General features: G+C 73.2%; 14 protein-coding genes, 1 pseudogene and 1 riboswitch. Of the genes and pseudogenes, 6 read left to right on the top strand and 9 right to left on the bottom strand.

Annotated features, from left to right (window positions below; genetic code table 11):
• Positions 1–62: 62 nt before the first annotated feature.
• Together B0E53_RS23675 and B0E53_RS23670 are read right to left on the bottom strand one after the other, a co-directional pair.
• Positions 63–1,112: an aldo/keto reductase gene (locus B0E53_RS23675; protein ID WP_107078069.1), complete on the bottom strand. Its 1,050-nt coding sequence runs from the start codon at positions 1,110–1,112 to the stop codon at positions 63–65.
• Positions 1,113–1,197: 85 nt separating this feature from the next.
• Positions 1,198–3,135, bottom strand: a complete 1,938-nt coding sequence (locus tag B0E53_RS23670; protein ID WP_107078068.1) for an ABC transporter ATP-binding protein — start codon at positions 3,133–3,135, stop codon at positions 1,198–1,200.
• A 256-nt stretch (positions 3,136–3,391) separates the two neighbouring features.
• On the opposite strand from B0E53_RS23670, the gene pgi reads away from it, so the two are divergent.
• Complete coding sequence (pgi, locus tag B0E53_RS23665) at positions 3,392–5,026, top strand: glucose-6-phosphate isomerase (protein ID WP_107078072.1); 1,635 nt, start codon at positions 3,392–3,394, stop codon at positions 5,024–5,026.
• A 45-nt stretch (positions 5,027–5,071) separates the two neighbouring features.
• Here the strand turns inward: pgi and B0E53_RS23660 are convergent, their stop codons facing one another.
• Genes B0E53_RS23660 through B0E53_RS23645 form a run of 4 tightly spaced genes read right to left on the bottom strand, consistent with a single transcriptional unit; the run spans position 5,072 to position 7,675 of the window.
• A complete protein-coding gene (locus B0E53_RS23660) occupies positions 5,072–5,482 on the bottom strand; it encodes a hypothetical protein (protein ID WP_107078071.1) in 411 nt (136 codons plus the stop codon).
• A 55-nt stretch (positions 5,483–5,537) separates the two neighbouring features.
• Positions 5,538–6,086, bottom strand: a complete 549-nt coding sequence (locus tag B0E53_RS23655; RefSeq protein WP_107078067.1) for a GNAT family protein — start codon at positions 6,084–6,086, stop codon at positions 5,538–5,540.
• A 48-nt stretch (positions 6,087–6,134) separates the two neighbouring features.
• Positions 6,135–6,374, bottom strand: a complete 240-nt coding sequence (locus B0E53_RS23650; RefSeq protein WP_107078066.1) for a hypothetical protein — start codon at positions 6,372–6,374, stop codon at positions 6,135–6,137.
• Between the two features lie 41 nt (positions 6,375–6,415).
• Positions 6,416–7,675, bottom strand: a complete 1,260-nt coding sequence (locus tag B0E53_RS23645) for a hypothetical protein (RefSeq protein ID WP_246835562.1) — start codon at positions 7,673–7,675, stop codon at positions 6,416–6,418.
• A 193-nt stretch (positions 7,676–7,868) separates the two neighbouring features.
• Here B0E53_RS23645 and B0E53_RS23640 point away from each other — a divergent pair, with 193 nt between their 5' ends.
• From B0E53_RS23640 to B0E53_RS23625, 5 genes are all read left to right on the top strand, one after another.
• Positions 7,869–9,344 (top strand): NAD(P)/FAD-dependent oxidoreductase, encoded by a 1,476-nt coding sequence (locus B0E53_RS23640; protein WP_107078065.1) that lies wholly within the window; start codon positions 7,869–7,871, stop codon positions 9,342–9,344.
• Between the two features lie 68 nt (positions 9,345–9,412).
• Positions 9,413–9,523: riboswitch (SAM riboswitch) on the top strand.
• A gap of 32 nt (positions 9,524–9,555) precedes the next feature.
• Positions 9,556–9,687 (top strand): putative leader peptide, encoded by a 132-nt coding sequence (locus B0E53_RS40200; protein WP_281492900.1) that lies wholly within the window; start codon positions 9,556–9,558, stop codon positions 9,685–9,687.
• A 101-nt stretch (positions 9,688–9,788) separates the two neighbouring features.
• Positions 9,789–10,646 (top strand): ABC transporter substrate-binding protein, encoded by an 858-nt coding sequence (locus B0E53_RS23635; protein WP_107078064.1) that lies wholly within the window; start codon positions 9,789–9,791, stop codon positions 10,644–10,646.
• Positions 10,647–10,682: 36 nt separating this feature from the next.
• The gene (locus tag B0E53_RS23630; protein ID WP_107078063.1) at positions 10,683–11,462 is read left to right on the top strand and encodes an amino acid ABC transporter permease; all 780 of its coding nucleotides are present in this window, start codon (positions 10,683–10,685) and stop codon (positions 11,460–11,462) included.
• Positions 11,459–12,202 carry an amino acid ABC transporter ATP-binding protein gene (locus B0E53_RS23625; RefSeq protein ID WP_107078062.1) on the top strand — a complete coding sequence of 248 codons (744 nt, stop codon included), beginning with the start codon at positions 11,459–11,461 and terminating at the stop codon, positions 12,200–12,202. The genes B0E53_RS23630 and B0E53_RS23625 overlap by 4 nt, the downstream gene beginning before the upstream one ends.
• Before the next feature lie 12 nt (positions 12,203–12,214).
• Here the strand turns inward: B0E53_RS23625 and B0E53_RS23620 are convergent, their stop codons facing one another.
• The 3 genes and pseudogenes from B0E53_RS23620 to B0E53_RS23610 all read right to left on the bottom strand — a co-directional run.
• Positions 12,215–12,907, bottom strand: coding sequence for a dihydrofolate reductase family protein (locus B0E53_RS23620; protein WP_107078061.1), 693 nt, complete (start codon positions 12,905–12,907; stop codon positions 12,215–12,217).
• Positions 12,904–13,539, bottom strand: coding sequence for a GTP cyclohydrolase II (gene ribA, locus B0E53_RS23615; protein ID WP_107078060.1), 636 nt, complete (start codon positions 13,537–13,539; stop codon positions 12,904–12,906). Before ribA ends, B0E53_RS23620 begins: the two co-directional genes overlap by 4 nt.
• Positions 13,540–13,608: 69 nt before the next feature.
• Positions 13,609–14,006: pseudogene (locus tag B0E53_RS23610) on the bottom strand (lysylphosphatidylglycerol synthase domain-containing protein); the annotation flags it as partial.

Raw genomic sequence — 14,006 nt, 5'->3', positions numbered from 1 at the left:
GGGCGGACGGACGGACCATTCCGGGCATCCTGCCTGAGGACGTCGACCGGCGGCAACCGGTGTCAGGCGGCGGCGCGCTCGGCCGGGGGTCGGCGGCGGCGGGCCGGGTCGGTGAGCACCGGCGGCGCCCAGGCGCCGTCCGGCTGGTAGAGGTTGGCGCCGGGCGGGACGATCTCGTCGATCCGGTCCAGCACCGCGTCGTCGAGCGCCAGCGCCGCGCCCTTGAGCAGCCCGTCAAGCTGATCCAGGGTGCGCGGCCCGAGGATCGCCGAGGTGACGGCCGGGTGCGCCACGGTGAACGCGACGGCCAGCTCCGGCAGCGAGCAGCCGATCTCCTCGGCGAGCGCGACCAGCTTCTCGACGGCGGCGTACTTGGCGGCGTTGCCCGGCAGCGCCGGATCGAAGCGGGCCGGGGTGAGCGCCGGCCGGCCGGCGGTGAGGTCGACGGCCGCGCCCTGCCGGTACCGTCCGGAGAGGAAGCCGGAGGCCAGCGGGCTCCACACCAGCACGCCCATCCCGTACCGCTGGCAGACCGGGAGGACCGCGTTCTCGATCCCGCGGGCCAGGAGCGAGTACGGCGGCTGCTCGGTGCGGAACCGGCCGAGCGCCCGCCGCTCCGCGACGTGCTGCGCCTCGACGATCTCCTCGGCCGGGAAGGTCGAGCAGCCGAACGCCCGGATCTTGCCGGCCCGGACCAGGTCGGTGAGCGCCCCGAGGGTCTCCTCGACGTCGGTGGTGTGGTCGGGCCGGTGCACCTGGTAGAGGTCGATCCAGTCGGTGCCCAGGCGGCGCAGGCTGTCCTCCACCGCGCGGACGATCCAGCGTCGCGAGTTCCCGCCTCGGTTGGGCCCCTCCCCCATCGGGAAGTGCACCTTGGTGGCCAGGACCACGTCGTCGCGCCGGCCCCGCAGCGCCTTGCCGACGATGACCTCCGACTCGCCCGCCGAGTAGATGTCGGCGGTGTCCACGAAGTTGATCCCCCGGTCGAGGGCGGTGTGGACGATCCGGGCGCAGTCGTCGTGGTCGGGGTTGCCGACCGACCCGAACATCATGGTGCCGAGACAGTGGACGCTGACCTGGATGCCGGTGCCGCCGAGGACGCGGTAACGCATGTGGGCTCCCTGGGATGACGCCGCGCTGACCGGGCGGCGGCCGGAGCGGTCACCGTAGGAGTTCGAGCGCGCTCGAGGTCAACTCTCAGCCGCCGGCCTCCCCGGCCTGCGCCAGGTAGCCGGCCGCCTGCAGCTCGAACAGCTCCCGGTAGAGGCCCTCCTGGGCCATCAGCTCGTCGTGGTCGCCCTGCTGGATGAGCCGGCCGTGGTCCATCACGAAGATCCGGTCGGCGTGCCGGACGTTGGCCAGCCGGTGGGTGATCAGCACGACGGCCCGGTCGGGGTGGCGCCGCAGGTGCTGGAAGAGCGCGTGCTCGGCCCGCGCGTCGAGGGCCGCCGACGGCTCGTCGCAGATCAACAGCCGGGCGTCCCGGTAGAGACCGCGGGCGGCCACGAGCCGCTGCCACTGCCCGCCGGAAAGGTCCTGGCCGTCCTTGAACTGCCGGTCCAGCAGCGTGTCGTACCCGAACGGCAGCTCGGTGATCATGTCGTGCGCGGCGGCGTCCCGGGCGGCGTCCTCGACCTCCGGCCCGGGGCGGTCGGTGGGCCGGTCGTGCCGGCCGATCCGGATGTTCTGCCGGGCGGTGAACGGGAACCTCCACCAGTCCTGGCTCATCACCGCCACCTGGGCGGCGGTCTGCCGGGGGTCCAGCTCGGCGGTGTCCACCCCGTCCCAGCGGATCACCCCGGCGGTGGGCCGGTAGAGGCCGGCGATGAGCTTGGCCAGGGTGGTCTTGCCGGAGCCGTTCTCCCCCACCAGCGCGATCACCTCGCCGCGCCGGACGGTCAGGCTGACCTCGTCGACGGCGGCTGTCTCGGTGTCCGGGTAGTGGAGGCTGACCCGGTCGAGGTCGATCCGGTCGAAGCCGTCCACCGGCCGGGTGCCGCCGGCGGGCACCCGCTGCCGGGCGCGGTCCAGGAAGTCGCGGTAGTCCTGGTAGTAGAGCGCGTCCTCGTAGAGCGAGTTGGTGGCGAACACCGCCATGCGCAGGCTGGACCGGGCGGACTGAAGGGCGAGCAGCGCGGTGGCCGCGGCGGCCAGCGCCACCACACCGCCGAGCAGCAGGCCACCCAGGACGGCGTAGATGCCGAACGCGGCGATCCCGGTCACCGACAGGCCGACCGCGCGGGTGACGCTCTGCGAGCGGGCCAGCCGCAACTGGGCCCGGGTCTCCACGGTCATCATCCGGTGGTACTCGGCGAGCAGGAAGTCACGCATCTGGTAGGAGCGGATCTCGGCGGCGGTGTGCCGGTCGGCCATCAGCCGGGCCAGCAGGTACATCCGGCGGCGCCGGGTGATCCAGGCCAGCAGGGCGAGGTACTGCCGGCGGGCCATCTTCACCGCGGTGGCCGCCTCCGGCACGGCCGCGAGCAGCAGGCAGGGCAGCAGCACCGGCTGGATCACCGTCACCGCGGCGGCGGTGGCCAGCACCCCCACCAGCCCGGTGACCAGGTTGACGGTGTGGTCCACGATCGACGCCGCCTCGGCCATGCCACGGTCCCGGGCCCGGTCCATCTCCTCGGCGAAGCCGGCGTCGTCGAAGGCGGCCAGTTCGACCGCGGTGGTGGTCTCGAAGAGCCGCAGCTCCACCTGGTAGTTGATCTGCGGGATGAGCCGGGCCTGCGCCCAGCCGGCGGCAATCGTCAGCGCCCCGCGCATGGTCACCGCGGCGGCGGCGAGCAGCAGGGCGGGCAGCGCCGCGCGGATCCGGTCGGGCGTGGGGCCGGCGGCGAAGAGCTGTCGGAGCACCCCGGTGGTGGCGAGCAGGCCCAGCGTGGTGAGCACCCCGGCGGCGATGTTGAGCCCGATCGAGGCGATGGTGTCCCGGCGGCTGGTCGCCCAGGCCAGGCCGACGGCCTCGCGGACCAGCGCGGGCAGCCGGCGGGCCACCGCCCAGAAGCTGGTGTGCGCGAATTCGGTGGCCCGGTTCATCCAGTGGCCGTCCGCCAGCTCCGGCAGCGGCGATTCTTCCGTCGCCTCGTCCTCGTCGGACGGGGGTCGGGGGCCGATCACCGTCGCCATGGGGCCTCCTCCGGTACGGTCAGCTTTCGGAGCTTACGATCCGCGACGAGCCGGTGTCTCCCCGTGTCCGGCGTGTCGAACAGGTGTCCCAGGGGTGTCATCGTGTCACCGCGGCGGTGCCACGGCGGGCCCACTGGGTGGGCGATGTCGGGTCGCGTCGCGCGTGCCCGCTCCGGGTGGCAGGCTGGTGGGGTCGCCGGCAGCGGGGCGACGCCGGCCCGCTGGCAGACCCGTCGTGAAGGAGAAGATCGACCCGATGGCTGTGGACGTCACCACCACGGACGAATGGCAGGCCCTGCGCAAGCACGCCGAGGCGATGCGCGGCACGCACCTGCGGGAGCTGTTCGCCGCGGACGGGCAACGCGGTGAGCGGCTCACCGGCGAGGTCGCCGACCTGCACGTGGACTACAGCAAGAACCTGGTCACCGACGAGACGCTGGGCCTGCTCACCGCGCTCGCCGAGCGGGTCCGGCTGACCGACCGGATCGCCGCCATGTTCACCGGGGAGCACATCAACTCCACCGAGGACCGGGCCGTGCTGCACACCGCCCTGCGGCTGCCCCGCGACGCGTCGCTCACCGTGGACGGCCAGGACGTGGTCGCCGACGTGCACGCCGTGCTGGACCGGATGTCGGCCTTCGCCGATCGGGTCCGCTCCGGCTCCTGGCGGGGCCACACCGGCGAGCGGATCAGCACCGTGGTCAACATCGGCATCGGCGGCTCGGACCTCGGGCCGGTGATGGCGTACGAGGCGCTGAAGGCGTACCGGGACGCCGGGATCGCCTGCCGGTTCGTGTCCAACATCGACCCGACCGACATCCACGACAAGACCACCGACCTGGACCCGGCCAGCACGCTGTTCGTGGTGGTCTCCAAGACCTTCTCCACCCAGGAGACGCTGGCCAACGCCGACCAGGCGCGGCGCTGGCTGCTGGCCGGCCTGGACGCCGACGACAGCGCCGTCGCCCGGCACTTCGTCGCGGTCAGCACCAACGAGCAGCGGGTCCGCGACTTCGGCATCGACCCGGAGAACATGTTCGGCTTCTGGGACTGGGTTGGCGGGCGCTACTCGCTGCCCTCCGCGGTCGGGCTGTCGGTGATGCTGGCGGTCGGGCCGGCGCGGTTCCGGGAGCTGCTGGACGGCTACCACACCGTGGACGAGCACTTCCGGAGCACGCCGGTGGCGCGGAACGTGCCGGCGCTGCTCGGCCTGCTCAACGTCTGGTACACCGACTTCCTCGGCGCGGAGACCCACGCGGTGCTGCCCTATTCGCAGTACCTGCACCGGTTCCCGGCCTACCTGCAGCAGCTCACCATGGAGAGCAACGGCAAGTCGGTGACGCGGGACGGCCGTCCGGTCACGTACCCGACCGGGGAGATCTTCTGGGGCGAGCCGGGCACCAACGGGCAGCACGCCTTCTACCAGCTCATCCACCAGGGCACCCGGCTGATCCCGGCCGACTTCATCGCGTTCAGCCAGCCCAACCACGACCTGGGCGACATGCACGACCTGTTCATGTCGAACTTCTTCGCGCAGACCGCCGCGCTGGCCTTCGGCCGCACCCGGGAGCAGGTCGAGGCGGAGGGCACCGCGCCGGAGGTGGTGCCGCACCGGATCATGCCGGGCAACCACCCGACCACGTCGATCATCGCGCCGAAGCTCACGCCGGCGACGCTGGGCCAGCTCATCGCCCTCTACGAGCACATCGTCTTCACCGAGGCCGCGGTCTGGGACATCAACGCCTTCGACCAGTGGGGCGTGGAGCTGGGCAAGGTGATGGCCAACCAGCTCGCGCCGAAGCTCAGCGGGGCCGGGCCGGACCTCGGCGACGTGGACTCCTCCACCGCCGCGCTGATCCGCCGCTACCGCCGGCAGCGCGGCCGGGATTGACGTACTCCCGCGGCCTCCGATCCGAGCTGGTCGGAGGCCGCGCGGTCAGCCGCGCAGCAGGTCGGTGTGGGCGGCGCGGAGCCGGGCGAGCGCCGGGTCGCCGGCCGGTGCGCGGCGGTCCAGCTCGGCCCAGACCTCGGCGAGGGCGTCGGTGAGCGCGCGCAGCTCGGCGGCGTGCCGCCGGCTGCTCTGCCGGTGCAGCTCCTCCAGCCGCCGGGACCAGCCGGCGCTGATCGCGGCTATCCGGTCGGCGTCGACCCGGGCCTGCGCCGCGGTGCGCGCCGCCGCGGCGGGCACGATCGCGGCGACCGGGCGCGGATCACCGTCGCGGGTCACGACGGTGACGGTGTCGGTCAACTCGGCGAGGGAGACGAGCTGGGTGAGCCGGGTGCGGACCTCGCGCAGCGGCAGGGCGCGCGGCTGAGGGGACCGGTCGGCCAGTGCGGGGGCAGCCATGGACACATGTTGACGTCCGGGTACGACAAAATCGCGCCGGGTGACCGGCCCCGGGTCAGCCGGCGGCCGTCCACTCCGGCGCCAGCACCGACCAGACCTCCATGTCGGCCCGGCCCTCCGGGGCGGGTGCGGCCCCGCGCAGCACCCCGTCGCGGCTCATGCCGAGCCGCCGGGCCACCGCGATGCTGCGGTCGTTGCCGGCCTTGGTGACCCACTCGACGCGGTGGATGCCGCGTTCCCGGACCGCCCAGTCGATGATCACGCGGGCCGCGCGGGTGACCAGGCCCTGCCCCTCGGCGCCCGCCTCCAGCCAGCAGCCGGCCTCGCAGACGCCGGTGGTGGTGCTGAGCGAGACGAAGAGCACCCCGCCGACCAGGGTGCCGCGCTGCCAGATGCCCCAGATCCCGCCGTCGTCGCGGGCCCACCGGTCGGCGTAGTTCTGCAGGACCCGGCGGGCGGACTCGGCGTCGGTGGCCACGAAGGACGCGCCCACCCAGGGGGCGATGTGCTCCCGGCACCGGTCGAGGTTGGCGAGGAACTCGTCGGCGTGCCACGGCATCAGCTGCCGCAGCTCGGCGTCGTCGGTCAGGGGAAGGGTGAACACCGGAGCAACCTACCCGGTGGGGGCGCCGTGAGGCGCCCCCATTCCAGGTCAGGGGTGCATCTCGTACGCGCCGGCGAGGGCGACCACCCGCTGCCACACGCGGGCGGTGCGGTCGGCGTCGACGACCGGGCGCCGGAGGTGGGCGAGCGCCCAGGCGGCCTGCGCCTCGGTGGTGGCCGCCTTGCCGTGCAGTTCGGTGGCGTACCGGCCGGCCAGGTCCACCGCGTCCGCGTTGCCCTTGATCAGCCAGGCGCCGAGGTCGTCGAGGGTCACCCGCCGGTCGCTCATCCGGCCATTCTGCGGGCCGCCGGCGGAGCGCGCCCGACGGCTCAGATGATGAGGTGGGTCCAGTAGGTGAGCCACACCGCGAACAGCGCGCCCTGGAGCAGCGCCAGCCCGGCGGTGAGCCAGGGGTCGAGGCCGGGCCGGCGGGCCCAGCGGGCCAGCACCAGCGCCACCGGGAACGCGGCCAGCAGGTAGCGCAGCAGGCTCTTGTACACCGGCGGACCCATCGACAACGGCACCAGCACCACGATCACCGTGTAGGCCAGGTACGGCCAGTCGGCCCGCCGGCGCAGCCCGACGGCCGCCACGAGCAGCATCGCCACGGCGATCCAGACCCGGAACCTGTTTGCCGAGTTGTCGCCGACGAGCGCCGACCCGGCCACCCCGAGCGGGTTCTGCACCTTGATCCCCCAGCCCTTCTCCTGGGCGTGCTGGTAGGCGAACCAGTCGCCGCTCTGCCAGCGACAGAACGCCATGAAGGTCAGCCAGCCGGCCGGCACCAGCAGCAGCGGCCAGCCCTCCCGTACGTAGCGCGGCAGGCTACGGAGACCCAGGCGCCAGCCGTGCTGGCGCAGCAGCACCAGGGCCAGCGGGATCACCACCACGAAGCCGACCGAGCGGCTCATCGCCAGGAAGTAGCCGACGATCCCGACCACCAGCCAGCGGCGCTGCTCGGCGTACCAGAACGCGGCCAGGGCGAGGCAGACGAAGAGCGACTCGGTCAGCGCGGCCTGGAACAGGAAAGCGGTCGGCAGGAGCAGCAGGTACCGGACGGCCCGCCGGCCGTCGCCCGGATCCTCGTCGCCGAGCAGCCGGGCCCCCAGCCGGTACGCGAACCAGAGCTGGAACAGCAGCGCCACGTTGGCGACCAGCAACAGCGCCCAGGCGGTGTGCCCGCCGAGCAGCGGCGCGAGGGGCCGGGCCAGGAACGGGTAGAGCAGTGGAAAGCCGAAGTCGTTCCACGGCCGGTCCAGCGGCAGCCGGGCCAGGTTGTCGTAGAGGAACGAGTCCCAGGCGAACCAGAGCGAGATCCAGCGGTGCGACGAGATCCGGTCCTGCTGGATCCGCGTCATCGTCTCGTCCGCGGGGGGCGCGCCGGGCACCCCGTCCCAGGCGGTCAGCACCAGCACCCCGACCAGGCTGAGCACCAGCTTCGAGCCGACGAAGACGGCGAGCACGAAGCCCCAGCGCGTGGGGATCCGGGTGACCAGCCGCCCGCCGGCCGACGCCAGCCGCCCCGGCACGCCCGACCACCGCGCCGGGGCGGGGCCGTCGGTCGTCCCGGCCCGCCGCTCGTCTCGCATCCCGCTCCCACCGGTCGCCCCGCGACCGACCCCCGGACCGGGAAACCGGCCCCGCATCCCCGTTCCGCCCCGGTTCACACCCGCCGGGCCCCGAACGGGTGACCCGGGCGTCGCGGATCGCGGGCGCAGGTGAGTCGGGGGGCAGGACGGGTAAGGGCGCTGCCGCATCGGCAGGCTGGCGGCGGAGGACGGCATGGGGGACGGCAACGGGACCGTGATCATCGGGGCGGGGCCCGCGGGGCTGACCGCCGCGTACGAGCTGCTGCGCCACGGCGAGCCGGTCCGGGTCTACGAGGCCGACGACGTGGTCGGCGGGATCAGCCGCACGGTGGAGCGGGACGGCTGGCGATTCGACATCGGCGGACACCGGTTCTTCACCAAGGTCTCCCGAGTGGAGGACTTCTGGCACGAGATCCTCCCCGACGAGGACTTCCTGCTCCGGCCGCGGATGAGCCGGATCTACTACCGGGGCGCGCTCTACGACTACCCGCTCAACGCCGGCAACGCGCTGCGCAACCTCGGCCTGCTGGAGGCGCTGCGCTGCGTCGGCTCGTACGGGCGGGCCCGGCTGCGCCCGCCGAAGGACCAGTCGCACTTCGAGGGCTGGGTGTCGGCCCGGTTCGGCTGGCGGCTCTACTCGATCTTCTTCAAGACGTACACCGAAAAGGTCTGGGGGATGCCGGCCGACCAGTTGCAGGCCGACTGGGCCGCCCAGCGGATCAAGAACCTGTCGCTCTCCACCGCGGTGCTCAACGCGCTGCTGCCCCGGCGCAACCGCAAGGACGTGACCAGCCTCATCGAGGAGTTCCAGTACCCGAAGCACGGCCCCGGGATGATGTGGGAGCGCTGTACCGAGGAGGTGGAGAAGCGGGGCGGCACGGTCCGCACCAACACCTGGGTGACCGAGGTGCACCGGGACCCGGCGCGGCGGCGGGCCACCGCCGTCACGGTGGTCGACGCCGGGGGCGAGCGCACCGAACCGGCCGACCACGTGATCTCCTCGATGCCGATCTCCGCGTTGGTGCGGGCCATGCAGCCGGAGGCCCCGCCGGAGGTACGGGCCGCCGCCGACGACCTGCGCTACCGGGACTTCCTGACCGTCGCGCTGGTGGTGCCCGAGGAGTTCTCGTTCCCGGACAACTGGATCTACGTGCACGACCCGGCCGCCAAGGTGGGCCGGATCCAGAACTTCGGCTCCTGGTCGCCGTACCTGGTCAAGGACGGGCGGACCTGCCTGGGGCTGGAGTACTTCGTCTTCGAGGACGACGAGATGTGGCGGACCCCGGACGCGGACCTGGTCGCCTTCGCCACCGCCGAACTGGAGCGGCTGGGCCTGGTCCGGCCCGGCTGCGTGGAGGCCGGCTACGTGGTCCGGATGCCGAAGGCGTACCCGGTCTACGACGAGCGCTACCAGCACAACGTGGACGTGATCCGGAACTGGCTGGCCCGGGAGGTGCCGAACGTGCACCCGGTGGGGCGCAACGGGATGCACCGCTACAACAACGCCGACCACTCGATGCTCACCGCGATGCTGGCCGCCGAGAACATCGCCCACGGCGCCGGCCACGACGTCTGGACGGTCAACGTCGAGCAGGACTACCACGAGCAGAAGAGCCGGTCCCGGCACGGCACCGGCCGCGACGCCCCGGTCATGCCGACTCGCCGGTAAGGCACGGGCGTGAGCACGGTCATAACGGCTGGACGTCCGGGGTGGCGCTGCTGCTAGCCTTCTCGGCAGGTCATGAGCGCCAGCGTCAAGCCCCGGCTCGCTGGCCGGCAACCCTCCTCCGCGGTGGGGTGCCCCGGGTGAGGACCAGGCACCGGCAGCCGCCGGTGCAAGCGTGGCCTGGTACCCAGGTCATCACCGACCAGAGGGAACCATGTCTGCTCAGCTCCGCACCCCGCCGGCCGACGGCATCGCCTATCCGGCGCGTTTCGCGCTGGTCAAGCGGCGGCACGTCGACCTGATGCGGGTGAGCAGCGACGCCTGTCGCCGCGCCGACGCGCGCTGAGCGCCACTCCCCCACCTTCCGCACCATCCCTTCCGGCTCGCCCGCCTCGGGCGCGCCGTCGGCGGCGTGCGCCCACGCCGCCCCGGACCCTGGAGACACCTGTGCGAATCCGTTCCGCCCTGACCCGCGCCGCCGCGCTCGGCGCCGCCGCCGTGCTCGCCGCCACCGCCCTCACCGCCTGCGGTGACGACGGCGCCACCAGCGAGGCCGCCAACCCGTACGGCCTGCTCCAGGCCGGCGTGCTGCGGGCCGGCACGCTCACCGACGCGCCGCCGAACGTGTACCTGAAGGACGGCAAGTTCACCGGCTTCGACAACGACCTGCTCACCGCGGTAGCCGCGAAGGCCGGCCTGAAGGTGGAGTTCGTCGGCACCGACTTCTCCGCCCTGCTCTCCCAGGTCAACAACCACAAGTTCGACGTGGGCAGCTCCTCCATCACCATCACCGAGGCCCGGAAGAAGACCGTCGACTTCGGCAACGGCTACGACTTCGGCTACTTCGGGCTCGACGTGCCGGCCGGCTCCCCGATCACCGGCTTCGACCAGCTCGCCGGCAAGCGGGTCGTCGTCGTGCAGGGCACCGTGCAGGACGACTACGCCACGCGGGAGAACCTGAACCCGGTCCGGGTGCCCGACTACAACGGCGCGGTCAACCAGCTCAAGGCCGGCACGGCCGACGCCTGGATCGCCCCGGCCGAGATCGGCGACAAGTCCGCCGCGGACAGCAACGGCAAGATCACGGTGGCCGCGAAGCAGCTCAGCCCGGCCCCGACCGCGTACGCGGTGGCCAAGGGCAACGACAAGCTGCGCGAGGCGCTGAACAAGGGCCTCGACGAGGTGATCGCCGACGGCACCTGGACCAAGCTCCAGGCGCAGTACTACCCGGGCCGGCCGATCCCGGCCGACTTCAAGCCGGGCAGCGGCACGGTCACCGTGCCGTCGCCGTCGGCGGCTTCCTGACCCGGAACGACTGAGACGAGCGGGGCGGACGGAGACATGGATCCACTGAGCACCCTGTGGGAGACCTTCTTCGACTGGGACGCCATGCGCGAGGCGCTGCCCGAGATGCTCACCGTCGGGCTGCCCAACACGCTGATCCTGGCGGTCTCCGCCGCCCTGCTCGGCTCGGTGCTGGGCATGCTGCTGGCCGTGGCGGGCATCTCGCGTACCCGATGGTTGCGGTGGCCGGCCCGGGTCTACACCGACGTGTTCCGCGGCCTGCCGGCAGCGGCGACCATCCTGCTCATCGGTGTCGGCCTGGCGCCGCTGGGCATGCAGGTGTGGGGTCCGAACCCGTACCCGCTCGGCGTGCTGGCGCTGTCGCTGATCGCCGCCGCCTACATCGGAGAGATCTTCCGCGCCGGCATCCAGAGCGTGGAGGCCGCCCAGCTGGAGGGGGCCCGGGCGCTCGGCTTCTCCTGGGGCGAGGCGATGCGCCTGGTCATCGTGCCGCAGGGCGTACGCCGGGTGCTGCCGGCCTGGGTCAACCAGCTCATCGCGCTGATCAAGGACTCCAGCCTGGTCTACTTCCTCGGCCTGGTGGCCAGCCAGCGGGAGCTGTTCCGGATCGGCCAGGACTACGCGGCCACCACCGGCAACGAGTCCGCGCTGCTGCTGGCCGGCCTGTTCTACCTGGTGCTGACCGTGCCGCTGACCCACGCGGTCAACTGGATCGACCGGCGGCTGCGGCAGGGCCGGGCGGTGGCCGCCCCCGACCTGGACGTCGAACTCGACCCCGCCGGTGCGCCGGCGCCGACCGGAAAGGACCCGCGATGACCACCGCCACCGCCACCTCGGTCAGCCTGGCCGTCCGCGACGTGCACCTGGCCTTCGGGCGGCACCAGGTCCTGCGCGGCGCCGACCTCGAAGTGGCCCGGGGCGGGACGGCCTGCGTCATCGGCCCGTCCGGCTCCGGCAAGTCGACGCTGCTGCGGACGATCAACCGGCTCATCGAGCCGGACCGGGGCGACGTGCTGCTGGACGGGCGCAGCGTGCTGGGCGACGACCCGGACGCGCTGCGCCAGCGGATCGGCATGGTGTTCCAGCAGTTCAACCTCTTCCCGCACATGACCGTGCTGCGCAACCTCACCCTCGCGCTACGCAAGCTCAAGAAGCTCCCCGAGGACGAGGCCGTGCGGGTGGCCCGCGCCCAGCTCGACCTGGTCGGGCTGGCCCACAAGGCCGACGTCCGGCCGGCGCAGCTCTCCGGCGGTCAGCAGCAGCGGGTGGCCATCGCCCGGGCCCTCGCGCTGCGGCCGCAGGTGATGCTCTTCGACGAGGCCACCTCGGCGCTCGACCCCGAGCTGGTCAAGGGGGTGCTCGCGGTGATGGCCGACCTCGCGGCCGCCGGCATGACCATGGTGGTGGTCACCCACGAGATGGGCTTCGCCCGCGAGGTGGCCGACACGGTCGCCTTCATGGACGCCGGCGTCGTGCTGGAGGCCGGCCCGCCGGCTGCCGTCTTCGAGGCGCCGGAGCACCCGCGGCTGCGCCGCTTCCTCTCCCAGGTGCTCTGAGGGGCGACGCCGTCAGCCGTCGGGGCAGCGGTCGGAGAGGGCGTAGCGGGTGAGCACCACGTCGCCGATCTGGCGTACCTCGACGACCCGGGCGCGGCGGCCCGGGTGCCACGGGAAGCGGCCGTCCCCGACGAACCGGGGCGCCCGGCGGTCGCCCACGAAGAACGGCGCCACCACCAGGTGCAGCTCGTCGGCGACACCGGCGGTGAGGAACTGGCAGTGCAGGGTGCCTCCGCCCTCCACCATGAGCCGGCCGACGCCGCGTCCGGCCAGGTCGGCGAGGACCACGTGCGGGGTGACCGGTTCCCCCGCCTCGACCACGGTGGCCACCGCGCCCACCTGCTCCCGGGTCTTCTCCGCCACGCCGCTCGGGCAGTAGACCAGCTTCGGCCCGTCGCCCATGGTGAAAAACCGGGCGGTCGGGTCGAGGTCGCCGCTGGCCGTGACGGTGACCTTCACCGGGGACGGGGGCAGGCCGCGGGCCACCCGCTCGGCCTGCCGCCGCTCGCTGCGCACCAGCAGCCGGGGGTCGTCGCGGCGGACCGTGGCGGCGCCCACCATGATCGCGTCAGCGGCGGCCCGGACCGCGTCGATCCGGTCCAGGTCGGCGTCGTTGGACAGCAGCAGCCGCTCGGCGGTGGCGTCGTCGATGTAGCCGTCGATCGACATCGCGCAGCTGAGCAGCACGTACGGCCGGCCGGTCACGGCACGAAGGGCAGGTCGAGGGCATGGTCGGCGCGGGTCACCTTGGCGGCCAGATAGCCCGCGTTGGCCGGGGACAGGTGCACGCCCGTGAGCACCCGGTCGACCACCGTGACGCCCAGCCGCTCCAGCTGAGCGGCCTTGTCCGGGTTGTTGCTGAGCAGGGCCACCCGGGTCACGCCCAGCGCCGCGAGCATCTGCGCGGCCACCGTGTAGTCGCGCTCGTCGGCGCCCCGGCCCAGCGCCACGTTCGCCTCGTAGGTGTCCAGCCCGCCGTCCTGGAGGGCGTACGCGTCGAGCTTGGCGTAGAGACCGATGCCCCGGCCCTCCTGGCGCAGGTAGAGCAGGTAGCCGCCGGCATCGGCGATCCGCTCGACCGCCTCGCGCAGTTGCGGGCCGCAGTCGCAGCGCTGGCTGCCGAAGACGTCCCCGGTCAGGCACTCGCTGTGCGGTCGGACCAGCGGTGGGGAGGCGTCCGGGTCGCGCCGCTCGCCGAGCCCGATGGCGAGGTGCTCGCGGCCGTCGACCAGGCCGTGGAAGGAGTGCACCCGGGCAGTTGTCACGTACCCGTCGGGAAACCGCAGGGGGACCGTGACCTGGGTCCGGACCGTCGCGGTGGGCAGCGTTTCGTCCAATGCTTCTCCTCAGTCCGGGCCGCCGGACGCGCCGGCAACGCACACCTCGCACCCTCACCGTAGGCGGGATCACCGACAGTCGCCGGGCTCCACGCTCGGACGGCGGCGGACCAGCAGCACCGCGGCGCCCGGCAGGCTGGCCACCAGGACCAGCGCCCCGTAGACCGTGCCGGTGGCGACGCCCTGCGCGGCGGTCAGGCCGGCCGCGGCGAACGCCCAGGCCGCCACCCCCTCGCGCGGCCCGAAACCGCCCACGTTGGTCGGCAGTCCCATAGCGAGCAGCGCCAGCAGGGTCAGCGGCACCAGGCGGGACAGCGGCGCGTCGGCGCCCGCGGTGCGCGCCGCCACCACGAAGGTGGCCAGGTGGCCGGCGACCACCACGGTCGAGGCCGCCACCACGCCGAGCCAGGTGCGCCGGGCGAGCAGCCCGGCCCGGACGTCGGCGACGGCGGTGCGCGCCGCCCGAG

This window comes from Micromonospora sp. MH33 (genome assembly GCF_003013775.1).
GTDB classification, from domain to species: Bacteria; Actinomycetota; Actinomycetes; order Mycobacteriales; family Micromonosporaceae; genus Micromonospora; species Micromonospora fulviviridis.
Note: the sequence above shows the minus strand (reverse complement) of the source record. Positions and strands in the feature narration are given on the sequence as shown.